The sequence below is a fragment of the Intestinimonas massiliensis (ex Afouda et al. 2020) genome, from assembly GCF_900626285.1.
Taxonomy (GTDB): domain Bacteria; phylum Bacillota; class Clostridia; order Oscillospirales; family Oscillospiraceae; genus Flavonifractor; species Flavonifractor massiliensis_A.
Genome location: NZ_LR131147.1, coordinates 2,484,616 through 2,510,522 on the forward strand (window position 1 = coordinate 2,484,616; position 25,907 = coordinate 2,510,522).

At 59.9% G+C, this 25,907-nt stretch carries 25 protein-coding genes; 15 read left to right on the plus strand and 10 right to left on the minus strand.

Going from position 1 to position 25,907, the window contains the following annotated elements; translation table 11 throughout:
- Positions 1-188: 188 nt before the first annotated feature.
- The 3 genes from E0E41_RS12310 (at position 189) to E0E41_RS12320 (ending at position 2,559) form a co-directional block, all read left to right on the plus strand.
- A complete protein-coding gene (locus E0E41_RS12310) occupies positions 189-1,049 on the plus strand; it encodes a transporter substrate-binding domain-containing protein (RefSeq protein WP_242623838.1) in 861 nt (286 codons plus the stop codon).
- An 81-nt stretch (positions 1,050-1,130) separates the two neighbouring features.
- Entirely contained in the window at positions 1,131-1,850 is a 720-nt protein-coding gene (locus E0E41_RS12315) for an amino acid ABC transporter permease (protein WP_130870168.1), read from the plus strand.
- Entirely contained in the window at positions 1,837-2,559 is a 723-nt protein-coding gene (locus E0E41_RS12320; protein WP_130870169.1) for an amino acid ABC transporter ATP-binding protein, read from the plus strand. Before E0E41_RS12315 ends, E0E41_RS12320 begins: the two co-directional genes overlap by 14 nt.
- Positions 2,560-2,616: 57 nt before the next feature.
- Here E0E41_RS12320 and E0E41_RS12325 read toward each other — a convergent pair whose 3' ends face one another.
- The gene (locus E0E41_RS12325) at positions 2,617-4,293 is read right to left on the minus strand and encodes a DAK2 domain-containing protein (RefSeq protein ID WP_130870170.1); all 1,677 of its coding nucleotides are present in this window, start codon (positions 4,291-4,293) and stop codon (positions 2,617-2,619) included.
- A 31-nt stretch (positions 4,294-4,324) separates the two neighbouring features.
- Complete coding sequence (locus E0E41_RS12330; protein WP_130870171.1) at positions 4,325-4,675, minus strand: Asp23/Gls24 family envelope stress response protein; 351 nt, start codon at positions 4,673-4,675, stop codon at positions 4,325-4,327.
- Positions 4,676-4,908: 233 nt separating this feature from the next.
- Between E0E41_RS12330 and E0E41_RS12335 the strand changes: the two genes are divergently transcribed.
- Positions 4,909-5,097: a hypothetical protein gene (locus E0E41_RS12335; RefSeq protein WP_130870172.1), complete on the plus strand. Its 189-nt coding sequence runs from the start codon at positions 4,909-4,911 to the stop codon at positions 5,095-5,097.
- Between the two features lie 193 nt (positions 5,098-5,290).
- The gene (gene tnpA / locus E0E41_RS12340; protein WP_130870173.1) at positions 5,291-5,767 is read left to right on the plus strand and encodes an IS200/IS605 family transposase; all 477 of its coding nucleotides are present in this window, start codon (positions 5,291-5,293) and stop codon (positions 5,765-5,767) included.
- Positions 5,768-5,911: 144 nt separating this feature from the next.
- Here the strand turns inward: tnpA and acrA are convergent, their stop codons facing one another.
- From acrA to E0E41_RS12375, 7 genes are all read right to left on the minus strand, one after another.
- Positions 5,912-7,015 (minus strand): acryloyl-CoA reductase electron transfer subunit beta, encoded by a 1,104-nt coding sequence (gene acrA / locus E0E41_RS12345; RefSeq protein ID WP_130870174.1) that lies wholly within the window; start codon positions 7,013-7,015, stop codon positions 5,912-5,914.
- A gap of 21 nt (positions 7,016-7,036) precedes the next feature.
- Positions 7,037-7,837, minus strand: a complete 801-nt coding sequence (acrB, locus tag E0E41_RS12350) for an acryloyl-CoA reductase electron transfer subunit gamma (RefSeq protein WP_130870175.1) — start codon at positions 7,835-7,837, stop codon at positions 7,037-7,039.
- Positions 7,838-7,858: 21 nt separating this feature from the next.
- On the minus strand, positions 7,859-9,001 hold the full coding sequence (locus tag E0E41_RS12355) for an acyl-CoA dehydrogenase (RefSeq protein WP_130870176.1): 1,143 nt from the start codon (positions 8,999-9,001) through the stop codon (positions 7,859-7,861).
- Between the two features lie 71 nt (positions 9,002-9,072).
- Positions 9,073-10,164 (minus strand): glycerol dehydrogenase, encoded by a 1,092-nt coding sequence (locus tag E0E41_RS12360; protein ID WP_130870177.1) that lies wholly within the window; start codon positions 10,162-10,164, stop codon positions 9,073-9,075.
- A 34-nt stretch (positions 10,165-10,198) separates the two neighbouring features.
- A complete protein-coding gene (locus E0E41_RS12365) occupies positions 10,199-11,653 on the minus strand; it encodes a 4-hydroxyphenylacetate 3-hydroxylase family protein (protein ID WP_130870178.1) in 1,455 nt (484 codons plus the stop codon).
- Positions 11,654-11,752: 99 nt separating this feature from the next.
- A complete protein-coding gene (locus E0E41_RS12370) occupies positions 11,753-12,553 on the minus strand; it encodes an HpcH/HpaI aldolase family protein (protein ID WP_130870179.1) in 801 nt (266 codons plus the stop codon).
- Between the two features lie 42 nt (positions 12,554-12,595).
- On the minus strand, positions 12,596-13,072 hold the full coding sequence (locus E0E41_RS12375) for a cupin domain-containing protein (RefSeq protein ID WP_130870180.1): 477 nt from the start codon (positions 13,070-13,072) through the stop codon (positions 12,596-12,598).
- Positions 13,073-13,406: 334 nt separating this feature from the next.
- Between E0E41_RS12375 and E0E41_RS12380 the strand changes: the two genes are divergently transcribed.
- On the plus strand, positions 13,407-14,285 hold the full coding sequence (locus E0E41_RS12380) for a hypothetical protein (RefSeq protein ID WP_130870181.1): 879 nt from the start codon (positions 13,407-13,409) through the stop codon (positions 14,283-14,285).
- Positions 14,286-14,315: 30 nt separating this feature from the next.
- On the plus strand, positions 14,316-16,262 hold the full coding sequence (locus tag E0E41_RS12385) for an FAD-dependent oxidoreductase (RefSeq protein ID WP_130870182.1): 1,947 nt from the start codon (positions 14,316-14,318) through the stop codon (positions 16,260-16,262).
- 64 nt (positions 16,263-16,326) lie between these two features.
- On the opposite strand, the gene E0E41_RS12390 is transcribed toward E0E41_RS12385, so the two are convergent.
- The gene (locus tag E0E41_RS12390; protein ID WP_130870183.1) at positions 16,327-17,796 is read right to left on the minus strand and encodes a sigma-54 interaction domain-containing protein; all 1,470 of its coding nucleotides are present in this window, start codon (positions 17,794-17,796) and stop codon (positions 16,327-16,329) included.
- Positions 17,797-18,088: 292 nt separating this feature from the next.
- Here E0E41_RS12390 and E0E41_RS12395 point away from each other — a divergent pair, with 292 nt between their 5' ends.
- The 8 genes from E0E41_RS12395 (at position 18,089) to E0E41_RS12430 (ending at position 25,802) form a co-directional block, all read left to right on the plus strand.
- Positions 18,089-19,015 (plus strand): 3-keto-5-aminohexanoate cleavage protein, encoded by a 927-nt coding sequence (locus tag E0E41_RS12395; protein WP_130870184.1) that lies wholly within the window; start codon positions 18,089-18,091, stop codon positions 19,013-19,015.
- Positions 19,016-19,030: 15 nt separating this feature from the next.
- Complete coding sequence (locus tag E0E41_RS12400; RefSeq protein ID WP_130870185.1) at positions 19,031-19,816, plus strand: DUF169 domain-containing protein; 786 nt, start codon at positions 19,031-19,033, stop codon at positions 19,814-19,816.
- 131 nt (positions 19,817-19,947) lie between these two features.
- Positions 19,948-20,328, plus strand: coding sequence for a cupin domain-containing protein (locus tag E0E41_RS12405; protein WP_130870186.1), 381 nt, complete (start codon positions 19,948-19,950; stop codon positions 20,326-20,328).
- 33 nt (positions 20,329-20,361) lie between these two features.
- Positions 20,362-21,240: a DUF6282 family protein gene (locus tag E0E41_RS12410; RefSeq protein ID WP_130870187.1), complete on the plus strand. Its 879-nt coding sequence runs from the start codon at positions 20,362-20,364 to the stop codon at positions 21,238-21,240.
- 88 nt (positions 21,241-21,328) lie between these two features.
- Positions 21,329-22,402, plus strand: a complete 1,074-nt coding sequence (gene dctP, locus E0E41_RS12415; protein ID WP_130870188.1) for a TRAP transporter substrate-binding protein DctP — start codon at positions 21,329-21,331, stop codon at positions 22,400-22,402.
- Positions 22,403-22,481: 79 nt separating this feature from the next.
- The gene (locus E0E41_RS12420; RefSeq protein ID WP_130870189.1) at positions 22,482-23,021 is read left to right on the plus strand and encodes a TRAP transporter small permease; all 540 of its coding nucleotides are present in this window, start codon (positions 22,482-22,484) and stop codon (positions 23,019-23,021) included.
- Positions 23,018-24,298, plus strand: coding sequence for a TRAP transporter large permease (locus tag E0E41_RS12425; RefSeq protein WP_130870190.1), 1,281 nt, complete (start codon positions 23,018-23,020; stop codon positions 24,296-24,298). The genes E0E41_RS12420 and E0E41_RS12425 overlap by 4 nt, the downstream gene beginning before the upstream one ends.
- A 127-nt stretch (positions 24,299-24,425) precedes the next feature.
- Positions 24,426-25,802, plus strand: a complete 1,377-nt coding sequence (locus E0E41_RS12430) for a hypothetical protein (RefSeq protein ID WP_130870191.1) — start codon at positions 24,426-24,428, stop codon at positions 25,800-25,802.
- Positions 25,803-25,907 lie beyond the last annotated feature (105 nt).

Consider the following 25,907-nt stretch of genomic DNA (forward strand, 5'->3'; position numbering starts at 1 on the left):
GAGCCAACCGGCTCCGCCCTTTTTGTGCCCGCTTTTATCAGAGAACGGGGAAAAACCATATGGTTTTTTGTGTGCTTTGACGGATGAATAAATATTGCATTTTATTGAATACCGTGTATAATAGGACATAACCAATAAGGAAACCCAAAGAGGTTAGAATGAATAGGAGAGAATACAAAATGAAGCACCTGAAGAAGCTGGCCCTTCTGGGCCTGACCGCCGCCATGTCTCTGAGCCTGCTGGCCGGCTGCGGCGGCACCACCGGCAATGCCGAGACTCCCAACACTGACAGCAGCGCTCCCGTGACCGAGAGCCAGGCTCCCGCTGATGAGACCACCCCCGCCGGTGACTTTACCACCGTAGAGGCCGGCAAGCTGCACATGTCCACCAACGCCGCCTTCCCTCCCTATGAGATGATCAAGGACGACGGCACCTTCGAGGGCATCGACGTGGAAGTGGCCCAGGCCATCGCCGACAAGCTGGGCCTGGAGCTGGTTGTGGACGACATGGACTTTGACGCCGCTCTGCTGGCCGCTCAGAATGGCCAGAGCGACATGGTCATGGCTGGTGTTACTGTCACTGACGAGCGTAAGGCTGTTATGGACTTCTCCGAGAGCTATGCCACCGGCGTGCAGGTGGTCATCGTGAAGGAGGATTCCCCCATCCAGACTGTGGACGATCTGGCCAACGCTGACATGATCGGCTGCCAGGAGGCCACCACCGGCTACATCTACTGCTCCGACACCCCCGAGAACGGCGGCTATGGTGAGGATCACGTCACCGCCTATGCCTCCGGCGCTCTGGCTGTCCAGGCTCTGGTCAACGGCCAGGTGGACGCTGTGGTTATCGACAACGCTCCCGCTCAGGAGTTTGTGGCTGCCAACCCCGGCCTGAAGATCCTGGACACCGAGTTCGCTGTTGAGGACTACGCCATCGGTGTGAAGAAGGGCAACACCGCTCTGCTGGACGCCATCAACGGCGCTCTGACTGAGCTGATCGACAACGGTACCGTTCAGTCCATCGTGGACAAGTACATCACCGCTGACTGATCTCAATTTGGTTGTAAGACATAGGAAAGGGCGGCCCCGATCAGGCCGCCCTTTCCGTCCGTGTCAGAAAGGAGGTAACCCATGCAGGAATTTTGGATGGACATTGTCCAAAAATTCAACCTGGCTTTTGTGACAGGGGACCGCTGGAAGCTCTATCTCCAGGGCCTGGGTGTCACCCTGCAGCTCACCGTTTTCGCCCTGATCATCGGCATCGTTCTGGGCGTGGTGGTGGCCGTCATCCGTGCGGCCCACGACCAGCAGCGGCCGGGCCGCCGGAACTTCGGGCTGGGCATATTGAATGTTATCTGCAAGATCTATATCACCGTGATCCGGGGCACCCCCATGATGGTGCAGCTGCTGATCTGGGGCTTTGTCATCTTCAAGACCAGCCGGGATCACACCATGGTGGGTATCATCGGCCTGGGCATCAATTCGGGCGCCTACGTGGCGGAGATCGTCCGGGGCGGCCTGATGAGCGTGGACGTGGGACAGATGGAGGCCGGCCGCTCCCTGGGCCTGAACTATCTGGATACCATGCGCTTTATCATCATTCCCCAGGCATTCAAAAACATTCTGCCTGCCCTGGGCAACGAGTTCATCACTCTGTTCAAGGACACCTCTCTGGTCTCCGCCATCGGCGGCACCGAGCTGGTGTACTACTCCGGAGCGGTGGGCGCCAAGACCTATGAATACATGTTCCCCTATCTGGGCATTGCCGTCATGTACCTGGTGTGCGTGATGATCCTCACCTGGCTGCTGGGGATTCTGGAAAGGAGGCTGCGTCAAAGTGATAGACGTTAAACATCTGTCCAAATCCTTTGGGGACCACCTGGTGCTGGACGATATCTCCGAGCACATCTACCCCGGGGAAAAAGTGGTCATCATCGGGCCCTCCGGTTCCGGCAAGTCCACCTTCCTGCGCTGCCTCAATCTGCTGGAGATGCCCACCAAGGGTACCATCACCTTTGAGAATACCCCCATCACCGACCCCAAGACCAACATCGACCTGATCCGCCGGCAGATGGGCATGGTGTTCCAGCATTTCAACCTGTTCCCCAATATGACCATCCGGAAGAATATCACCCTGGCGCCGGTGCGCACCAAGCTGATGAGCCAGGCGGAGGCCGACGACACCGCCACTGCCCTGCTGCGCCGGGTAGGCCTGGAGGAGAAGGCGGATTCCTATCCCAACCAGCTCTCCGGCGGCCAGAAGCAGCGGATCGCCATTGTCCGGGCCCTGGCCATGAAGCCCAAGGTCATGCTGTTTGACGAGCCCACCTCCGCCCTGGACCCCGAGATGGTAGGCGAGGTGCTGGAGGTCATGAAGCAGCTGGCCGACGAGGGCATGACCATGGTGGTGGTCACCCACGAGATGGGCTTTGCCCGGGAGGTGGGCAGCCGGGTGCTGTTCATGGACGGCGGCCACATTCTGGAGCAGAACGAGCCCCACGCCTTCTTTGCCAACCCCAAGGAGCCCCGTACCATCGAGTTTTTGTCCAAGGTACTGTAAAAAGAATAAAAAAGCCGCCCCATCCGGTAGGATGGGGCGGCTTTTGCTGTATCGTGGTTATTCCGCGGAGATCATATAGTAGTACACAGGCTGTCCGCCGGACAGCAGGGTGATCTCGGCGTTGGGGCAGCACTCGGTGAACAGATCCAGGGCCTTCTGGGCCTCCTTTTCCGACACGTCCTCCCCGTAGAAGATGTTGATGAATTCTGCGTTCTGCTGGTTTTCATCCTCCGCCAGCCGGCGCAGCAGCTTATCCAGCTTGCGGTCGGTGCCGAACAGCTGGTGCTCGGTGAGCGCCAGATAGTCGCCCCGCTTGATGGCGAAGCCGTCAAAGTCGGAATCCCGGGCGGCGTAGGTGATCTCGGAGGTGTGGACGTGGCTGATGGCCTCGGTCATGGCGGAGACGTTGGCCTCCTCCTCGGCCTCAGGGTCCATCACCATCAGGGCGGAGATGCCCTGCGGCACCGTCTTGGTGGGCAGGACCACCACCTTCTTGCCCTCCGCCAGGGGGACGCACTGCTGGGCGGCCATGATGATGTTGCCGTTGTTGGGCAGCACGAACACGATCTCAGCGGGAGTGGCGTCGATCTCCTTCATGATGTCGTCAGTGGAGGGATTCATGGTCTGGCCTCCGCTGATGACGCCGTCGGCGCCCAGATCCCGGAACACGGCGGCCAGGCCTTCGCCGGCAGCCACCGCCACCACGCCGTACTTCTTCTCCGGCGCGGCCACCTTGGGCTTCTCCGGCGCGTGGTCGTGATCGTCCTCATCCAGGTCGTCGGTGCTCTGGATGTGCCGTCCGGCGGCCAGATCCTCCGCCTGGGTGCGCATGTTCTCGATCTTGGCCAGCTCCAGGGTGCCGTATTTCTGGGCCTCGGTGAGGGCGGCGCCGGGGATGTCGGTGTGGACGTGGACCTTGAAGCAGTCGTCATCCTCGCCGATGACCAGGCTGTCGCCGATGCTGTTCAGATAGGCCTCAAAGGAGGTCAGCTCCTTGTCGGTGGTCTTGCGGACGATAAACACCGTGTCGAAGGTAAAGGTGATTTCCTCGGCGGCAATGGCGGCGTAGTCGGTCTTGCTTTCCGTCTTGGTATCCCCGGCGCCGTCGGGCAGCGGCACCCCCCGCAGGGAGTCCAGCATGCCCTGGAGGATGACCAGGAAGCCCTTGCCGCCGGCGTCTACCACGCCGGCCTTCTTCAGCACGGGATTCATCTCGGTGGTGTGGTCCAGGGCCACCAGACCCTCCTGGATAGCGGCCTCCAGCACGGCCTCCGGGTCGTTGGGGGTCTTGCGGGCGGCGTCGGCCGCCCGGGCGGCGGCCAGCCGGGAGACGGTGAGGATGGTGCCCTCGGCGGGCTTCATGACCGCCTTGTAGGCGGCAGCCACGCCGAAGTCCAGGGCGATGGCCAGATCCCGGCCGTCGATGGTGTCCTTGTCCTTGACGGCCTTGGAAAAGCCCCGGAACAGCAGGGACAGGATGACCCCGGAGTTGCCCCGGGCGCCCCGCAGCAGGGCGGAGGCGTTGATGGCGGCCACCTCGCCCACCGTGCGGGGCTGCTTTTTCTTCAGCTCGGCGGCGGCGGTGGAGATGGTCAGGCTCATATTGGTACCGGTGTCCCCATCGGGGACGGGGAATACGTTCAGCTCGTTGATCTGCTGTTTCTGCAGATTGATGGAGGCGGCCGCGTGGATCAGCGCCTGGGCCAAAGACGCTCCGTCAATACGCTCTCTCATGTCTGTGTTCCTTCCTTTCGATGGCGGTGGGTCAGCCGATGACCATGGAGTCGATGCACACGTCCACATTGCGCACTTCAGCGCCGGTGGTGCGGTGCACGATATAGCGGACCTCGCTCATGATGGAGCGGCTCACCGCCATCAGGTTCACGCCGTTGTCCACGATGATGTGCAGCTCGATGGAAACGGAGGAATCCTCATTGTACGTGACCTTGACGCCCTTGCCCATGGATTCCCGCCGCAGCAGATGAACCAGACCGTCGGCCTTGGAGCGCACCGCCATGCCCTTCACGCCGTAGCAATTGGTGGCGGCGGCACCGGTGATATTGGTAAACACCTCGCTGCTGATGGTGATCTCGCCCTGTTCCGTTTGGAATTTCATTGATGCATCCCTTCCTTTCCTGGGGTGGATCCGGCAGCCGGATCAATACAGATACCCGTTTGATGGGAGAAGCTTATTTCATATTTCGTCACTCTATTGTATTCTATTTTCAGGAAAATTACAAGGGAAAAAGTTTCGGGAAAGTGGGGGCGGACACTTGTATTTTGTACCGGAAACGTGTACACTGTTACCATCCGCAAACATGTGGAAAGAAAAGGAGGCTGTTTGTTGCTATGAAGAAATTGATCTGCAGCCTGGCCAAGCTGTTTGCGCTGCTGGCCGTTCTGGGCGCGCTGGTCTATGCCGCCGTTCTTTACTGGGACAAGATCATGGAGCTGCTGTGCAAGCTGAAGGGAATGCTTGGCTGCAAGGACTCCTGCTGCTGTGCCGACGAGACGGCTGATTACGCCGACTGGGAATAATCCTGACAGAAAAAAGACGGGGCGCGCTGCCATCAGGCAGCGCGCCCTTCTTGTATTGTTACCGCTTCAGCGCAACGACAACCCCCAGCTATGCTGGGGAGAGTAAAAAGAATTATATAGTGAAAAAACCTTCTGGTAGAATGGAAGTTGCGGTCGGCCAACTGCAACACCAAAGAACCAGGAGGTTTTTTCGATGAAAGAAAAAGATATAGGGAGTTTGCAACATACGACATGGAGATGTCAATACCATATCGTATTCGCGCCCAAATATAGACGGCTAGCGATATATGGACAAATCAAGAAGGATATCGGACAAATTCTGCGGAAATTGTGTGAGCAAAAAGGTGTGGAAATTATAGAAGCAGAAGCGTGTCCGGATCATATTCACATGCTAATCAGCATACCGTCCAGGTACAGTGTATCACAAATCATGGGGTATCTCAAAGGGAAAAGCAGTCTCATGATATTCGACCGGCATGCGAATTTAAAATACAAGTACGGAGACCGGCATTTCTGGGCAAGAGGGTATTATGTGGATACAGTGGGGCGCAATAAGAAGCAGATACAGGAGTACATCCGGCATCAATTAGAGGAGGACCGGATTGCAGACCAGATCAGCATCAAGGAATTTATCGACCCGTTTACGGGTAGCAAGAATCCCAAGGCATAAAAATAGCCCCTTCAGGGGCCGGCCATGAGTCAGCAATGCAGTTGGCCGACCCATTCGCGGCCCCTTTAGGGGCGTTGTCCGTATTGTGCCCTTCTAGGGCTTACTCAAGCCCCCGGCTTAGCCGGGGGTCCTGACTTCCGGCCTTTACTTGGCAGCCTTGGCAGCCCGGATAGCCTCGATGAGCATGGGAGTGACCTTGTACAGGTCGCCGCAGATGCCGTAGGAGGCCACGTCGAAGATGGGGGCGGACTCGTTCTTGTTCACCGCGATGATGCACTCGGAATCCTGCATGCCGGCCAGGTGCTGGATGGCGCCGGAGATGCCCAGGGCAACATAGATGCGGGGGTGAACGGTCTTGCCGGTCTGGCCGACCTGGTGGTCGGCGGACAGCCAACCGGCGTCAACCACGGCACGGGAGCAGCCCACAACGCCGCCCAGGACGCCCGCCAGCTCCTCAGCCAGCTTGATGCCGCCCTCAACGTCCTTGCTGATGCCGCGGCCCACGGACACCACCACGTCGGCGCCGATCAGGTCCACCAGCTTCTTGGCGGCCTTCTTGACCTCCAGAACCTCAACATGGATGTCGGACTTGTCCAGCTTCACGTCCACGTTCTCGATCACGGTCTTGGCAGCGCCGGCCTCGTCGTAGGGCTGGGTCTGCATCACGCCGGGACGCACGGTGGACATCTGGGGACGGAACCGGGGGCAGATGATGGTGGCCATCAGGTGACCGCCGAAAGCGGGACGGGTCATCTTCAGGTTGGTGTTGCTCTCGAACACGGTGTTGTCCACGTCGATGGTAGAGGTGGTCTTGAGGAAAGCCTTGTACTTCTCCACGTCCACATCCAGGTGGGTGCAGTCGGCGGTCAGACCGGTGTGCAGCCGGGCGGCGCAGCGGGGGCCCAGGTCACGGCCGATGTTGGTGGCGCCGATCAGGAAGATCTCGGGCTTCTTGTCCTCCACCAGGTCGCAGATGACCTTGGTGTAGGCGTCGGTGGTGTACACGTCCAGCAGCTCGTGGTTGCAGTAGTAGACCTTGTCGGCACCGTAGCCGCCCAGAGCCTTCAGGTACTCCTCCTTGATGTCCTTGCCCAGAACCACGCCGCACAGCTCAACGCCCAGGTCGTTGGCCAGCTTGCGGCCCTCGCTCAGCAGCTGGTAGCTGGTGGACATGATCACGCCTTCGCGCTGCTCACAGAAAACCCATACGCCCTTGAAGGCGGCGGTGTCTTTACTATCGAAAGCCATTGTTTGCTCTCCTTTCACTTCTTAGATAATGTGCTTGTCGTTGAGGATGGAGACCAGCTTCTCAACCGTCGCCTTGTCGGCGCCCTCCATCATCATACCGGCGCCCTTCACCGGGGGAGAGAAGGACTTGTACACATTCGTGGGAGAGCCTTTCAGGCCGATGGTATCCACGTCGATGAGGGGATCGTCCTTCAGAGTCTCATAGTTGTAGATCTCCAGAGGCTTCTGGTAGCACTCCATGATGCCGCCAACGCTCATGTAGCGGGCGTCGTTCAGCTCCTTCACGCAGGTCAGCAGGCAGGGGGTCTGCACCTTGATGGTCATGTAGCCGTCCTCCAGCAGACGCTTCACGGTGACGGCCTTGCCCTCCACCTTGATCTCGGCCACATAGGAGACCTGGGGCAGGTGCAGCTTCTCGGCGATCTGGGGACCCACCTGAGCGGTGTCGCCGTCGATGGCCTGACGGCCGCAGAACACGATGTCGTCGTCGTCCACGCCGATCTTCTTGATGGCAGCGGCCAGAATCTGGGAAGTGGCGTAAGTATCGGAACCGCCGAACTCACGGGCGGAGACCAGAACGGCCTCATCGCAGCCCATGGCCAGCAGCTCGCGCAGCATGCCCTCAGCGGGGGCGGGACCCATGGAGACCACCACTACCTTGCAGCCGGTGGCGTCCTTGATCCGAAGAGCGGCCTCAACAGCGGCCAGGTCGTCGTGGTTGGTAATGGTGGCCATGGCGGCACGGTCCATGGTGCCGTCTTCCTTCACCGCAACCACGCCGGAGGTATCAGGTACCTGCTTGACACAAACGATGCATTTCATATCGTAATTTTCCCTCCCGATTTACTTTAAAGCCATATTGCTGGAGATCACGATACGCTGCACCTCGCTGGTACCCTCGTAGATCTCGGTGATCTTGGCGTCCCGCAGCATACGCTCCACGGGGAAGTCCTTGGTGTAGCCGTAGCCGCCGAACATCTGCACCGCCTTGACGGTGTACTTCATGGCGTTTTCCGAAGTGAAGAGCTTGGCCATGGCGGCCTCCATGGTAAAGGGCTGACCGGCCATCTTGCGGGCGGCGGCCTGATAGGTCAGCAGCCGGCCGGCCTCTACAGCCACTTTCATGTCGGCAAAGGTGAACTGCGTGTTCTGGAAGCGGGCGATGGGCTTGCCGAACTGGGACCGGTTCTTGGTGTAGGTGATGGCCTCCTCCATGGCGCCCTCGGTAATGCCCAGGGCCTGGGCGGCAATGCCGATACGGCCGCCGTCCAGGGTCTGCATGGCGATCTTGAAGCCCTTGCCCTCCTGGCCCAGCAGGTTCTCCTTGGGCACGATGCAGTCCTCAAACACCAGCTCGGCGGTGGGGGAGCCGTGGAGTCCCAGCTTTTCCTCGTGCTTACCCACGGAGTAGCCGGGGAAGGAGGACTCCACGATGAAGGCGGAGATGCCCCGGGTGCCCTTGGCGGGGTTGGTCATGGCGAATACCACAGCCACGTCGGCCACATAGCCGTTGGTGATAAATATTTTGCTGCCGTTGAGAACGTAGTGATCCCCCTCCAGCCGGGCGGTGGTGGTGCCCTTGGAGGCGTCGGAGCCGGCGTTGGGTTCGGTGAGGGCGAAGGCACCCACCTTGTGCCCCTGGGTGAGCATCCACAGGTACTTTTTCTTCTGCTCTTCGGTACCGTTGCGCAGGATGGGGTCACAGCACAGGCCGTTGTGGGTGGCCACGATGTCGCCGGTAGAGGCGCACACCTTGCTCAGCTCCTCGATGGCCAGGGCGGAGGACAGGTCGTCGGCGCCGGCGCCGCCGTATTCCTTGGGCACGCACATACCCATCACGCCGCAGTCAAACAGCTTCTCGATGTTTTCTCTGGGATACTCACAGGTGCGGTCTGTCTCCGCGGCAATGGGCTTAACTTCACTTTCCGTAAAATCCCGGACCATTTTTTGAATAAAGGCCTGCTCTTTTGAAAGAGTAAAATCCATGTCTGCTTCTCCTTTGACGCATTGTTCTTACAGTTTATTCAGGTTTAAATCCATCAACAAGATTTTGGGCCTCACAGTCCGGAGCGCCCCAGTGTATCAGCCTTCCGCATGGCCTGGTAGACCTCTTCGGGGGTGATGTCGGCCCGAAGATTTCGTGTGGACTGAGTGGGTACACAGGCTGCCTCGGCCGCCTTACGCAGGTTTTCTTCGATCACTGTGTGAATGCCGAGATCGGCAAATGTGGTGGGCAAGCCTACCCGCTTCATAAAGTCCAGGACGGAGGCGATTTCCGCGCTGGGCGCCTTTTCCAGCACCAGCTGGGTCAATACACCAAAAGCCACCTTTTCACCATGATACATACCGTGAGTCTGCGGCTCCTGCGCCAGACCGTCGTTCACGGCGTGGGCCGCAGCCAGACCGCCGTTTTCGAACCCCAGGCCGCTGAGATAGATGGAGGCCTCCACCGTGTCCTCCAGGTCCTGGGTGACGGTTCGCCGCTTTACCGCCTCCAGAGCACTCTCTCCGTGCTCCATCAGCAGGTCGTAGCAGAGGCGGGACATCATCAGTGCGGTGTTGGACACGTTGCCCCGTGCCATCGTCCGGGCGCCGCTCTTGTGGCAGGCCCGGGCTTCAAACCAGGTGGCCAGCGCATCCCCGAGGCCGGCGGTAAACAGCCGGGCGGGTGCCTTGGCGATGATCTCGGTATCCACTACCACCAGATCCGGATTCCGGCGCATGATGACGGCCTTTACCACCACGCCCTGCTCATTGTACAGCACGGCGACGCCGCTGCACGGCGCGTCATTGGAGGCGACGGTAGGCACGATGACGCAGGGAAGACCCAGGTTTTCCGCCACAGCCTTGGCGGTGTCCAGGGCCTTGCCGCCGCCCATTCCGATCACACCGTCACACAGCTCCGCCTTGCACAGGTCCATTTTGGAGAACACTTCCTCCTTTGTGGCCTCTCCGTGAAAGGGCGCAAATACGACCTGCTTTTCCTCTGCGGTCAAACTCTGCTGGACGCGATCACCAAAACGGTTCCAGTTGTTTTCGGAGCCGATCAACAGGAATCGTCTCCCCAGTTTTTTTAAATTGTGGCCCAGACGGTCCAGCTCTCCCGCGCCCTGAACGTAGCGCGCCGGGGCCTTTAGTGCATATGTCATAGCAGATGGCTCCTATTCAAATGTTTTTGGCCCCTCAATTTTCCTTGATGTGAGCCAGCTTCTTGGCCAGTTCCTTCTTCATGGCCAGGTTGCCCTGACGGGCGATCATGATGCGCTGGGCCTGCGGCGAGCCGGCGCCGTGCATGGACTCGGTGCGGTAGCCCACAGCGGCGGTGCCCAGACACAGGTTCTCGATGAGCCGCAGCACCCGCAGCCGGTTCTCAGTGGTCACCCCGGGAGCGGCCTTCAGGTACTTGTCGATGACGGGGCCCAGCTTGGGATCCCGGAAGTCGGCCTCGGAGGGGGCGGTGACCATCAGACCGCCGGCGATGTCCTCAGCCAGACGGACGATTTCGTAGGGGAAGCGGGTGACGTTCTGCTTGCACACGTTGGCCAGCAGCAGGTCGATCATGTAGTTGCCGCTGGCGGTGGGGTGGCCCTCGGCGGAGCAGGCGATGCCGCAGCAGTACAGGGTCTCGTTCAGGTGGGTCATCTCGATGAGCTTGTCCTTGATGTGGGAGGCCTTGGCACAGCCGTTGTAGTCGGCGGCCAGGGCGGCGGCGCCGATGAGCACATCGCCCACGCCCACCTTGCATCCGCCGTAGCTCTGGCGGTGATAGCCGGCGAAGCGCTCCACCATCATGCCGGCAAATTCGGTCTCGCCGTTGAGGAAGATCCGGTCGTTGGGCACGAACACGTTGTCAAACACGGTCAGGGCCTCCACGCCGCCGAACTCGCTGTTGCCCACGTCCAGCTCGCTGCCCTCCCGCTTGCGGGTGTCGCAGCTCTGGCGGCCGATGATCATGTAGATGCCCTGGGTGTCCACCGGCACGGCGAAGGACACGGCGTAGTCCTTGTCCTCGGGGCCCATGGAGATGGTGGGCATGACGATGACCTCGTGGGAGTTCAGAATGCCGGTCTGGTGCATCTTGGCGCCCCGGACCACGATGCCGTCGGGACGGCGCTCCACCACGCGGAGGAACAGGTCGGGGTCCTCCTGCTGGTGGGGAGCCTTGGACCGGTCGCCCTTGGGGTCGGTCATGGCGCCGTCCACCGTCAGGTCCCCGGACTGGACCCGCAGCATGAATTTCTTGAAGTTCTCGTGGTAGCTGGTGCCGTACTTCTGGTCGATCTCATAGGTGGTGGAGTACACCGCGTTGAAGGCGTCCATGCCCACGCAGCGCTGGAAGCAGGCGGCGGTCTGCTGGCCCAGCAGGCGCTGCATCTTTACCTTGTTGCGCAGATCCTCGGTGGAGCGGTGGATGTGGGTGAAGCGGTTGATCCGCTCTCCGGTCTCGGGGGAGATGACGGTCATCAGTTCCTGATACTCCGGCTTCTGCGCCAGATCGTAGGTCATGCGGACGCTGTTGAGGGCGGGGCGGAGGATGGGGTCATCCACCGGATTTTCCACCTTCTTGCCGAACATATAGACCTGCATCTTCATCTTCCGGATGCTCTCGATATACTGTTCGCCGGTCATAAGAGCCATAATTACTCACCTTTCTTTTCTGATGGCAATAATAAAAAAGGGCGCGCCGCAAAGTTCTGAATTTGCGGTACGCCCTTCTCCGGTGTGGGAGGGCCCAACTCAGCCCTGCGCCACCATGTCCCGGATGCTGGTCAGGTGCTGCTTGGAGCGGCTGCAGAAGAAGCCCAGATCATTCATGCAGGTCACGAACTGGAAGCCCTGCTTGATGCGGCGGGCGGCATCCTCTGCACTGGCGGTGACAATGCCGGGGATGACATTGTTTTTCTGGCAGGCCTTGAGGACCTTGTCGATGGCGGCCACCATCTCGGGGGAATTCACCGAGTGGCTGGCGGAGGAATCAGCCTTGAACTGAATCCCCATGTCCAGGGACAGGTCGCCGGTACCGATGAAGATGCAGTCGATGCCGGGCACGGCGGCGATCTCATCGATATTGTTCACGGCCTCCAGGGACTCGCACTGGGCGATGGCCAGCACGTTGTCGTTGCAGGTGTGGATATAGTCGGGGTAGTTGCCCCAGCGGGGGCCGCGGCCGCCGTTGGCGCCCCGCTTGCCCAGAGGCGCGTACTTGGTGAAGTTGACCATATTCCGGGCCTGCTCGGCGGTGTTGATCAGGGGGGCCATGACGCCGTTCAGACCCACATCCAGCATACGGCTCATCATGGGGCCGTCGTCGGGGTCATAGACCCGCATCAGGGGGGCCATGCCGTACATCTCGGAGGCACGGCACATATGCACCAGGGTCTCGGCGTCGGTCTGGGCGTGCTCACAGTCGATGAGCACGAAGTCCAGACCGTTGATGCCCAGAATCTCGCAGTTGGTGGCGGAGCTGGAGGCCACGAAGGCGCCCAGCGCGTAGCCGTTGGCCGCGATCTTTTCCTTGACTAGATTACGCATTTGCATAGCTGCGGCAGTCCTTTCTGTTGAACGAGAGTGGCGGAACGCTTAGGCGCGCACCTCCGCGCTGGCATCCTGAGGAGCGTCCAGATCGGGAACTTCCCGTCCGCCGGCATCCCAGTCGATATCGAACTCGGACTTCAGCCAGGCCTTGTACTCGTCACAGCTGGAGGAACGACGGGGAGACATGATGTCCATCTGATAGCAGGGGCCCTGAGAGCGGTACACGTGAGCGTAGTGTACATAGTGAGGGGGCACGTTGACCCAGCAGCCGGGAGCCAGACGATAAGGCACGCCGTCCACCCAGTAGTCGCACTCGCCCTTCACCACAGTGGCGATCTGCTCGTTGGGATGGGTGTGGGGGCCGATGGGCATGCCGTTGTACATCTTGCCGAGGCACATATGCATGTTAGCGGCCTCCATGGCGAAGCACTTCATGTAGCACATCACCTTACCGTCTACATCCTTGCGGTGGTTGGGCATCCAGGGCAGGTCGTTGTAATTGCCGTACATGATCTTGGCCATAATTGTTCTCCTTTCTAATCTGGAACTGTGATTTGGACCGACGAACGGTTCTCTGCCCTGGGTATAGTGCAAAATTGATGCCAGCTTTTCAAATCCGCATAAATCCTGTTTTCTGCGGCATTGAGCCCCATCCGGCAGGGGGGATAAGGGCGAATTAAAGCGATTTTGCATTAAAAGCGTGCATTACGATGCAAAAACAACTTGGATAAGGGGCCAATCTCCTTGAAAACAATAGGTGGGGACTTGGCATATAAATTGCACATTATTTTTACATCAAAATACTGCGCCAACCGGCGCACGATCAACGATATCAAAAAGGGTGGGTGAATCTCGCATGAGTCAGACAGTAAAAAAAGAGGTGTTCGGCACTACGGAGCGGGGTCAGGAAGTGCTGCTGTTCCGAATTCCCAACAACACCAATGATTACATTGAAGTGACCAACTACGGCTGCTCCATTCGGGGGATCTACGTCCACAACAATCAGGGCGTCATTCAGAATGTGGCATGGGGCGGGAAGAGCCTGAGCGAGTACGAGAAGACAAATCCCAGCACCATTTTCGGGGGCAAGCTGGGCCAGGCCCTGGCCCACAAGGTCTGGGATGTGGTGGACGTGGGGGAAAACTATGTGTTTATGGCCAGCCAGTGCGAGGCTGACGAGGCGGGCTGCTCCAGCGCGGTCAAGGTGGGCTGCCACATCATGTGGGTCAACCTGAACCGGCTGGTGATCGACCTGTTCGTGACGCCGGCAAAGAGCGTGGAGCTGCCCCTGTCCACCCAGCTTCTGGTGGATACCGACAGATACAAGAATCTGAAGATCCGTTCCTTCTGCCCCCAGGTCATGGAGCCGGGCAAGGAGCCCCGCCCCGTGAACGAGACCAAGTACGCCGATATGCAGTTCAGCGATGTGGACGGCGCGGCGGATACCTTTGTCAGCACCCATGAGGAGATCAAGCCCATGGCCGAAGTGGCTGATATGGGGGAGGGCATGTATCTGTCCGCCTATACCACGCTCTCCGCGCTGCGGATGGAAAAGGAGGCCGCTTCCGGCGCGGTCCGCCTGGTGCAGGAGGCCTGCCAGCCGGTGGCCCTGGGCAGCGGGGTCTCCTTTACCGCCCGGGCCATTTATGGTGTGGACTATCTCCGCCCCCAGCCCGCCAGTGAGGAGGAAGAGGTGGACATCAACCCCATGTCCGTATTCTTCGCCGGCGAATGAGAAGATCCGCCTGGGACCCGGAGACGCAAAATGGAACAGTTTAAGCACCTTTTTACCCCGCTGCGCGTGGGGAGCATGACGGTAAAAAATCGGATCTTTATGGCCCCCATCTCCACTCACATGGCGGATACGGAAGGCCGGCTCACGGAGGATGAGCTGAAGTACTACGAGGCCCGGGCGAAGGGCGGCGTAGGCTACATCACCGTGGCCAGCGTGCTGATCGAAAAGCTCAGCCGCTACGGGACCTACCGCAATCTTGGCCTGTATGAGGACTGGCATGTGGAGAACCTCCGCCGGCTGACGGAGCTGGTCCATGCCCACGGCACCATGATCGGGGCGCAGCTGCTCCATCCCGCCGTGGCGGCCCCTTCCAGCTATAACGAGGGCCGCCGGCCCGTGGCGGCCTCCCCTGTGGTGACCCGGCCCTATTCCGAACTGCCCAGACCGCTGACGGTCCCGGAGATCCGGGACTATGTGGCGCTGTTTGCCGGGGCTGCCCGCCGGGCCAGGCTGGCGGGCTTCGATGCGGTGGAGATCCACTGCTGTCACCGGCACGGCCTGCTGGGCCTGTTCCTCTCCCCGCTGCACAACAAGCGGGTGGATGAGTACGGCGGCGGCGTGGCCGGCCGGGCCCGGTTCGCGGTGGAGGTCATCCAGGCCGTGCGGGAGCAGGTGGGACCGGAGTTTCCCATCATTGTCCGCATGTCGGCCTGCGATGAGGAGCCGGGGGGACAGTCCCTCACCGAGGGGATGGAGCTTGCCCGGCGCTTCGAAGAGGCCGGGGCCTCCATGATCCATCTGTCCGACGGCTGCTTTGACAGCCCCTGGAACACGACGGCGCCCTTTGGACGGGCCCAGGGCTTCAATATGGAGTATGCCGCCAGGATCCGCCGGGCGATCCACATCCCCCTGGGTGTGGTGGGCCGGATCAACGAGCCCTGGGTGGGCGAATTGATGCTGGAGCAGGGTGCCTGCGACGCGGTCTATGTGGGCCGGGCCCTCATCTGCGATCCCGACTTTCCCAATAAGGCCCGGCTGGACCCGGAGACCATCCGCCCGTGCATCGGGTGCCTGCGCTGCCTGGCCTCGGTCAATGCCGATCAGCCCTTCTGCTGCACCATCAATCCGGAGGCCGGACGGGAGGCCATGGCGGCCTCATCCGCGCCGCCTGTGGCCGGGAAAAAGGTCCTGGTGGTGGGCGGCGGACCGGGCGGACTGACGGCGGCCATTTACGCGGCGGAGCGGGGCCACAGCGTTACGCTGGCCGAGCGGGCGGACCATTTGGGCGGGCAGATGTATCTGGCCGCGTTCCCGCCCTGCAAGCAGGAGATCGCCAAGGCCACCGCGTATTTCATCCGGCGGGCCCGGAAGGCCGGCGTGGACATCCGTCTGAACTGCCCGGTTACCCCGGCCTGGATCCGGGAGGAGCACTGGGACCTGGTCATCCTGGCCACCGGGAGCCGCAGCCTGATCCCCGGGTTCCTCCGGGGGGCGGAGCGGCTGGTCACCGCCTGGGATGTCCTGGAGGGGAAGGAGATTCCCGGACAGAACACCGTGATCGTGGGGGGCGGCTCCGTGGGCTGTGAGACGGCGGACTTCCTCCTTCCGGCCCACCGGGACCTGAAGGCCAACAGCCGCCGGGTCACGGTGCTGGAGATGGACACCGTCCTGGACCGGGAGGATCGGACTTCTGCCCGGTCCCTGCTGATGCTGCGGCTGGCGGAAAAGGGATGCAGGCTGCTGACCGGTGCCAAGGTGGTGTCCGTCAGCGGCAGGACCATCACCTATGAAAAAGACGGACAGACCCGCACCATTTCCGGCGTGGACACCGTGGTTTCCGCCGCCGGCCTTGCGCCTGAGACGGAACTCCGGGCGGAGCTGGAGCAGGCGGGCGTTCCGTTTGCGGCAGTGGAGCAGACGGCCAACATCCAGCAGGCCACCGCACAGGCCTACCTGCTGGTGCGGGAGCGCCTGTAAGGAATAAAAAAACAGGAGCGGCATCCCATAAGAGATGCCGCTCCTGTTTTTGGCTTGAGGCCGGTTACCAGTCGGTGATGCCCAGCGCCTTGGCCTTGCGCACAATGGTGGACTGGGTGGTGCCCAGCGCCTCCGCCGCCTTATACGTAGTCTTGTAGGTGGACAGGGCCTCGGAGATCAGCCTGCGCTCCAGAATGGCCACCGATTCTTTCAGGCTTACGCTGCCCGGCATGTTGACCGATTCTGTGGCGTCGTTTCCCATGGCAGCGCATACCTGGTCCACGGTGATGGCGTCCTTTTCGCCGATCACCACCAGCCGCTCCACCGCGTTTTCCAGCTCCCGGACGTTGCCCGGCCATGAATATTGTTCCAGGGTAAATACGGCCTGGCTGGTAAAGAATTTGGATTTCTGGTATTTTTTGTTGAACTGGCTGAGGAACGCGGAGGCCAGCAGGGGAATGTCCTCCTTGCGCTGGCGGAGGGCGGGAATCTGGATGGGGAATACGTTGAGCCGGTAGAACAGGTCCATGCGGAAGCTGCCGTTTTTGGTCATGGCCATCAGATCCCGGTTGGTGGCGGCGATGACCCGTATATCAATGGGGATTTTTTTGGTGCCGCCCACCCGGCGGAACTCCCGCTCCTGCAGAACACGCAGCAGCTTGGGCTGGAGGTGAAGGGGAAATTCGCCGATCTCATCCAGCATGATGGTACCCCCGTTAGCCATTTCGAACAGGCCGACCTTGGTGGAAATGGCCCCGGTAAAGGCGCCCTTCTCGTGGCCGAACAGCTCGGACTCCAACAGATTCTCCGGAATGGCGGCGCAGTTTACCGTGATAAAGGGCTTGTCCTTTCGCTGGCTCTCGCTGTAGATCTCCTTGGCAACCATCTCCTTGCCCACGCCGCTTTCGTCGGAGATCAGGACGCTGGCATCTGAGGAGGCGACCACCGTGATGAGCCGCCGCAGGGATACCATGGCCTTGGAGCTGCCGATGAGGTTGGAATCGGCCTGGTTGCTGCGGAGATACTGCAGCTCCTGCTGGAGCACGGAGTTTTTCTGCATTTCCCGTTCGATGGCATCCCGCCAGCGCCCCAGCGCGGTCAGATCCTGCACCATGGTGACCACGCAGAGCACATTATCGTCGTCCCCGAAAATAGGGGTGGCGGTGACCATCATCTGCCGGAAGTCGGGGGTTTGGGTCATACAGGTGATCTGCCTGCCCAGCTGGGCCGCCTGTACGGCGGCGGAGACGGTCTTGGGTTCGGTAAAATGCTCGTAGCTGATCTTTTCCGGCTCCTCGGAGGCCTCATCCTTCAGAGACAGGTAGAAATTCAGATGCTCCTTCTCCAGCAAATTGTGGATGTGCTGGCCTACGGCCTCCTCCGGAGACTTCCGGTACATGATGGACCAGGCCTTGTTGACAAAGCGGACAATGCCGTCCGGGGTGGTGATGTGGATGGGCTGGTTGACCAGGTCGGCCATCACGTAGATATTGAGAAAACGCGGATCTTCCCACGGCTGCGGGGTGCTGGCCATGTGGTGTCCCTCCCTTGAATCATTTTCAGATTTTTAAATTGTTTTTGCATCGCTTGCTGGGGATTCCTTCTACTCCAGCGTTTTGCGGACAGATTGCATAAAAATCCCGTTTTGAGCCGCCGGGATGTAATGCAATTTTGAATTAGAATAATCATACTCCAAATTTGAAAAAAGCACAAGCCCCCTTGAACTGCAAGGAAAAAAGAAGTTTTTTGTCGAAGATGGAATTGGCACGCGGTTTGCGTATATCATGGGCAGAAATTCCGTTAGGAAAGGGAGCAGGACAAAGAGCATGAAAAAGAACAAGAAGATTTTTATTACCGCCGCCCTGACTGGTGCTGTTCATACGCCCAGCATGAGCCCCTATCTCCCCATCACCACCCAGCAGCTGATTGATGAGGCGGTCCGGGCCTATGAGGCGGGTGCCGCCGTGGTACACCTGCACACCCGGAACCAGACTACCGGTGAGCCCGATTCCAGTCTGGATCTGATGCGGGATGCGGTGGCCGGTATCCGGGAGCGCTGCGACGTGATCTGCTGTGTCACCACCGGCGCCAGCCAGATGATGTCCCTGGAGGAGCGGCTGGCTCCCATTCCCGCGCTGCAGCCCGAGCTGGCCTCCTGCAACGCCGGCTCCATGAACTTTGTGCTGGCCGACATCGCCAAAAAGATCCCCGATGGGTTCGGCTGGGAAAAACCCTACCTGCTGGGTACCCGGGGCAACGTGTTTGCCAACAGCTATAACGGCCTGGAGCAGTACGTGCGCACCATGAACGAGAACGGTACCCGCCCCGAGTTCGAAGTCTACGACGTGGGCATGATCAACAACATCGCCTACTTCATCCGGGAGGGCGTGGTCAAGACGCCTCCCTACCTCCAGTTCGTCATGGGCATCACCGGCGGCCTGCCCGCCACGGTGGCCAACGTGAACTTCCTGTATGAGACCGCCTGCAAGCAGCTGGGCGACTTCCACTGGTCCGTGGCCGCCGCCGGCCGGCATCAGATGCCCATGGCGGCCACCGCCCTGGCGCTGGGCGGCAACGTGCGGGTGGGTCTGGAGGACAACCTCTACCTGACCCCCGGCAAGCTGGCCAAGTCCAGCGGTGAGCAGGTGGCGGCGGTGCGCACCATGGCCAACATCATGGGCCTGGACGTGGCCACTCCTGCCGAAGTGCGTCAGATGCTGGAGCTGAAAGGCGCTGACAACGTTAAGGTTTAACAGGGAGGAAGCACAATGAGCATTTGCAAAGAGCTGGATGAGGCGGTACAGAAATATCTGCGCACCGCCACTTTCCCGGTAGCGGTAAAGATCCTGGACGATGAATCCCAGTTTCCTGAGCGCACCCGCCGCCCTCTGCGGGATCTGGGCCACAAGCTGAACCTGTGCCAGGGCGTGGCGCTGGCCCGGCGCTATGGCTGGACCATCGGCTTCTGCCAGGAGGATCACCGCTGTGCCAACTCCCTGATCCTTATGGGCATCAAGGAAGTGCCTGACTTTATCAAGAACGGCAGCATCGTCTCCCCGGCCTATACCGACACCCTGGAGCACGGCGCCATCACGCAGAGCATTACCCCCCGGTCGGAGCGGCCCCTGTCGGCCATCCTGCTGGCTCCCCTCCACCGGGCGACCTTTGACCCGGACCTGGTCCTCTTCTACTGCAACCCCGGCCAGGCGGTGCGGCTGGTGCAGGCCGCCCTCTATCACTCGGGCGGCACCATTGAATCCAAGTTCATGGGCCGCTGCGCCTGCGCCACGGAGATCGCCGTGACCCTCCAGACCGACCAGTGCCAGGTTGTAGTGCCCGGCGGCGGCGAAAAGGTATTTGGCCTGCTGGGCGACGACGAGATGGTATTTGCCGCTCCGGCCAGCAAGCTGAACGACATCATCCGGGGCCTGGCCGATTCCCACAAAGCGGGGGCGGCCCGCATCCCCTCTCCCTATTTTGGACTTCAGGAAGAGCCCAGCTTCCCGCCCATCTACGCGGAGCTGGAGCGTTACTTCGGCCTGCGGGAGGAATAAAGCAGGTCCGAACACCGGCGCCATCGTCGCCGGACCGGCACACCGGTCCGGCGGGCGTACCATAAAAACGCAATTTGACCGGTAATTCAAACTGCGGCCCCATCAAAACCACGTGTAAGGAGGAAGTTGAAATGAGCGAAATCATGTCCGGCAACTGGAACCAGATGCCCTTCCGCCCTATCCGGGAAGGAATTAAGCAGGTGACCCTGGCCATGGGTGCGGATGATGTGACCATCACCATCGGCATTGTGCAGGCCGGCCACGAGAAGCGGCCCCACTCCCATCCCGAGGAGCAGGTGGCCATGGTAATCGAGGGCGAGTGCGATTACTATGTGGACGGTGTGCCCTATCACCTGACGCCCGGCGGCTTCGTGGTGGTGCCCGGCGGTGTGGAGCACTATGTGGATGTCCATGATACCGACATCCCCTGCTTCCAGATGGATATCTTTGGAACTCCCCGCCCTGAGTTCAAGGAAAAGTATACCGAATTTTTGAAGAGCTTGAAGAAATAACTTGCTGAAACCGAGAAAGGAAGAATGTATACTATGTTTGATGAGCGAGACATTTTGAAGGGTATCATCGATCTGCATGTTCACGCCGGTCCCTCCGTGGCCAACCGGGCTGTGGACGCTGCCGATATGCTGAAGGAGGCTATCGTGGCCGGTTACCGGGGCTTCCTGGTGAAGGACCACTATTTCCCCTCCTGCATGGGCGTTAAGATGGTGCAGGAGCACTGTGATGCTCAGGGCGTGGAGATTTACAGCTCTATGGCGCTGAACAACTCCATGGGCCTGTTCAACGCTCTGGCGCTGGATGCCGCCATCAACATGGGCGCCAAGATCATTTACTTCCCCACCGTGTCCTCCAAGAACCACATCGATCACCACAAGGGCAACTTCGTGGGCGCCGGCAAGATGTCCGTGCCTGAGGTCCCGGTGGTCTACGTGGACGAGAACGGTGTGATGGATCCCGCCGCTGTGGAGTGCCTGAAGATCATCGCCGAGAAGGACGTGATCCTGGGTACCGGCCACGGCACCGCCTGGGAGATTGATCACCTGGTGGAGAAGGCTGTGGAGCTGGGTGTGAAGCGCATCCTGGTCAACCACCCCCACTTCCACATCGGCGCCACCTATGAGCAGATGACCAAGTGGGCCAAGATGGGCGCTTTCATCGAGCTCAACGTGTGTGTGTTCACCTCCGGCTCCAAACTGGGCACTGTGGATGATCAGGTTATCGCCGATATGCTCAAGGCGGTGCCTCTGTCCAATATGATTCTGGACTCCGACATGGGCCAGAAGGGCAACGGCTCCCCCGTGGAGGGCATGTACCGCTTCATCCGTCTGCTGATGGATAAGTTCGGGCTGAGCGAGGCCGACATCAACCTCATTGCCAAGGAGAACCCCGCCAAGCTGCTGGGCCTGTGATCCGGCGCAAGGCACCAATCGCAATCCCCGTATACACGACACCCATCACTCATCCAAAACATTCCGCACAAAGTATTAGGAGGTAAGTATGAAAAAGAAAACTGCTCTGCTCCTGGCCGGAATCCTTTCCGTGTCCATGCTCCTCTCCGCCTGCGGCAATTCCAGCGCGCCCTCCGGTGACAACACACCCTCCGGCGACGGTGGTACCGAACAGTCCAGCGCGCCCTCCGGCGAGCCCGTCACCATCACCTTCGGCAGCTACGGTTCCAGCTCCATGCCCCCCGCAATGGGCCATGAGGACGCCATCGACTACATCTCCGAGACTTCCGGCGGCACCATCACCGTGGACTTCATTCCCGACGGCGTGCTGGGCGGCGAGTCCGATATGATGCAGCAGGTTATGGACGGCACCATTCAGGCCACTGAGTGCTCCGCCTCCTCCCTGAACCTGTATACCACTCTGTCCGAGTGCTTCCAGCTGCCCTTTCTGATCACCGACTATGAGACCGAGCAGGAAGCTCTGAGCAGCGACGCCGCTCAGGCTATCTACGACCAGATCGAGAAGGACCTGGGCCTGAAGATCATCGGCTTCTCCGAGAACGGCCTGCGTCACTTCGCCAACAACGTCCGCCCCATCACCTGCGTGGATGACCTGAAGGGTCTGAAGCTGCGTATCGCCCCCTCCAACATGCTGACCGACGCTATCGAGCGCCTGGGCGCCTCCCCCATGACCGTGGGTTACAACGACGTCTACTCCGCCCTGCAGAACAAGGTGGTGGACGGCGAGGAGATCAACATCACTTCCATCTACGCCCTGAAGCACTATGAGCAGCTCAAGTACATCTCCGAGATCGGCATGTATCCCTATCCCGCCTTCGTGGTGTTCAACCTGGACTTCTGGAACAGCCTGACCGCCGACCAGCAGCAGATCATCATGGACGGCTTCCAGCTGGGCTGCGACAACGTGTTCAGCACCTACCTGCCCGACTATGAGACCGAGGCCCGCACCGAGATCGAGGCCGAAGGCACCACCGCCTTCAACGTGATCGAGGGCGATGCCAAGCAGGAATTCATCGACATCTGCACTCCCATCTGGGACGAGTACCACGAGAAGGATCCTCTGATTGCCAACTTCATCGACTATGTGAAGTCTCTGAGCTAATTTCCAGCCTGTTGTTATCCTGTGTTCGGGTGGGGGACGGGGGTCCGTCCCCCCGCCCGGGTTAAGAGAGGAACGATTTATGAAAATAATTACGCGCATTCTGGATGTTCTGTGCAAGGTATTCAAATGGATCACTGCACTCATCCTGGCCGCCATGCTCGTCGCTTCCGTAGCGGAGATTATACGCCGTTACATCATGGGCCATTCTTTCGTATGGGCCGATGAGTTTGTCCGGTACTGCATTGTAGCCGTGGCTTTCCTGGGCGGCTCTGTCGCTTACCGGGAGGCGGGAGGCCTGGTTTCCTTTGATATGGTCCAGACCCACATTTACGGCAAGATCCGTGTGGTGCTGGAGCTGCTCATCAATACCATTGTTCTGGCCTTCTCCTGCTATATCTTCTATAACTCCATTCAGAACCTGCAGCTGCCCTCCATTTTCCGGCAGATCAGCATTGGCCTGGGAATTTCCATGGCCATCCCCTATCTGCCCATCACCATCGGCATGGGTATGCTGATCCTCCTGGCTCTGGAGAAATACTACACGATTTTCTGCAATTGCCGCTCCGGCGCATATAACAAACACCCGGCCAAGCCGGAGGAAGGGGGAACCGACGCATGACTTTGGTTGTGATCGTATTCCTGGCTGCCTTGGTGCTGGGCGTGCCCATCTGCGTAGTGCTGGGCCTGGCTGGTCTGACCCACGTTGCCACCATGGGTGTGGACACTTACTTCAACATCATTACCCAGAAAATTTTTGCAGGCGCCAGCGTCTCCAGCCTGACCTGCATTCCGTTCTTTATCATGGCCGGTGAGCTGATGAATGCCATGGGCGTGACTCAGAAGCTCATCAACTTTGTCCGCTCCCTGGTGGGCCACTTCCGCGGCGGCCTGGCCATCGTGGTGGTTCTGGTGGCCATGATCCTCTCCGCCATCCTGGGCTCCGCCAACGCGGTGGCCGCCATCCTGTGCGCCGTGGTGGTGCCTGAGATGATCCGGGACGGCTATCGGAATGACTTCTCCTCCGCCCTGGTGTGCGCTTCCGGCGTACTGGGCCCCGTCATTCCCCCCAGCGTCACCTTCGTGTACTTCAGCGTGCTGTCCGGCGTGTCCGTCACCGCCATGTTTGCCGGCGGCGCCATCCCCGGCATCCTGATCGGCCTGGGCTACATCCTGGTGATCCGTCTCCAGACCAAGCGCCTCAACCTGCCCCGCAGCACGGAGCGCTTTGACGCCAAGGAGTTCGGCATCTCCTTCGTGAAGGCCATCCCCGCCCTGCTGGTGCCCGTGATCCTGGTAGGCGGCATCACCCTGGGCATCTTCACTCCTCAGGAGTCCGGCGCCGTGGCCGTTGTGGCCGCCATCGTGGCCGGCATCATCTACCGCAAGTTCAAGCTGTCCATGCTGCCCACCGTGTTCATGCGCTCCGTGCCCGTTACCGCCGGTATCTTCATCATTATCGGCTTCGGCAACATCATGGGCTGGACCATGGCTGTGGACAAGATCCCCGACCGGATCTGCGAGGCTGTGCTGAGCTTTACCCAGAACGGCGCCATCATCATCCTGCTGATGTTTGCCATCCTGATCGTGGTGGGCTGCGCCATGGAGGCTACCGCCGCCCAGCTGATCTTCACCCCTGTTCTGATGCCTCTGGCCGAGGCCGCCGGTATGGATATGGTGCAGTTCGGTGTTTGGTTCTGCATCATGATCACCCTGGGCCTGGTTACCCCGCCCGTGGGCATGACCCTGTTTGTCACCTCCAACATCACCAAGGTTTCTCTGATCGACATTTCCAAGCAGCTGCTTCCCTTTATCGCAGTGGCTTTCGCGGTCACCTTGCTGATGGCATATGTGCCGGGAATCATCATGTTCCTGCCCAACCTGATGGGCATTACCTGATTGCTGCATGCAAACACACCCAGCGGCCGAAGCACTTCGGCTGCCAACTGTGGTGGCTGCCGCCCTTGGCGGCGGCCACCACAGTTGCTTTTTCAAGCGCTATTCCGTGTATCGGGAGGGAAATCCTATGTCACGATCCAGGAGAAAAACCGTTTTGCCCCTGTTGGACACAGGACTGATGCTGGCCATCGGCCTGCTCTACTTGCTGCGGTCGGTGACCGGCTGGGAATTGCTCTGGCTGCGTGCCGTGGTATCCGGCGCGCTGCTATTGATCTTTCTGCCCCGTATGTCCAAATCCTTCCGCATTCCTGGGTGGATCTTTACCCTCTGCGGTGCGGCCATGCTGATCTGGAAGGGAGCTCCGGCGGCGGTGTGGGCCCAGGGACTGAACTCCATGCTTCTCACCGCGGCTATCATCGTGGTGATGCAGACCCTGTCCATTGCCATTGGAGCGGGGAATTACAGTCAGGCTATTTCGGATGCCATGCGCCGGTGTGCGAAGAACCAGGGCGTTTTGTATTTCCTGGTGGAGATCTTTGCCCACCTGCTGTGCAGCATCCTGAATATCGGCGAGGTCATTATCGTCCTGGGTTCCTTTGACCGGAAGCTGACGGACCAGATTGAGGACTATCCCGACTATGTCTCCGGCGCTATTGCCCGGGGCCACTGTACCGCGTTCCTGTGGGCGCCCGGTTCAGTCACCGTGCTGATGACCCTTCAGCTGTTCGGCTTGGAGTGGCCGGGATATGTGCTGCCCGCTGTGGGGCTGGCCTGCCTGGGGATCGCGTTGGGGGGCGGCATGGAGTATCCCAAGCTGCGGGGCCGTGCGCTGGCCGGAGAGAATACGGCTCCCGCCCCCGGCTCCTTCCGCAAGCTGTGGACGCTGGCGGCAGTGATTGTGGTGATCGTGTGCGGCATTTCCTTTTTGGAGCCGCTGTTTCCTCAGACAAGCAGCGGCGAGCGCCTGATTTTAGCGGTGGCGGTGGTCTCCGTGGTTTGGCTGCTCAGTCAGGTGCGGAGCGGCAAAATAGGCGAACAGGTGAAAAAATTCTGCATAGATACCCTCCCGGATTCGGGGAGCCTGTGTGCGTTCTTTATTTCTATGGGCTTCTTTTCCAATGCGCTGCAATATATGGGCCTGGATGTGATTTTGGAGCGGGCGGCTGCCCCGCTCAGTACGCTGCCGGTCCTGCTGCTCTTGGCCGTGGTTCCTCTGGTTATTATTGCGTTTTCCCTCATCGGCGTACATCCCATGGTGTCCCTGGCCGTGCTGGCGCCTTTGTTTACTCAGCTGACGGGAAACGCCAGCGCACTGCAGCTGTCCCTGTCCACAGCGCTGGGCTGCTGTCTGTCTTATATGCTCTCTCCGTTTGCCGGACTGGTCCTGCTGCTGTCCCACCTGCTCCGTTTACCTGCCCGCCAAATCGCGCTGGCACGCAATTTTCGCTTCTCAGTCCTCTATTATGTGATTTCTGTCATCCTGATCACTGCCTTTGTCTCCTGAAAGAACGGGCTCCAAAGCCGTATGGTTTGGGGCCCGTTTTGTGTAACCGGAAAGGAAACCAGACAAAAATGATACCCAATAAGAAATGTTTGTGTTGTTGACAGA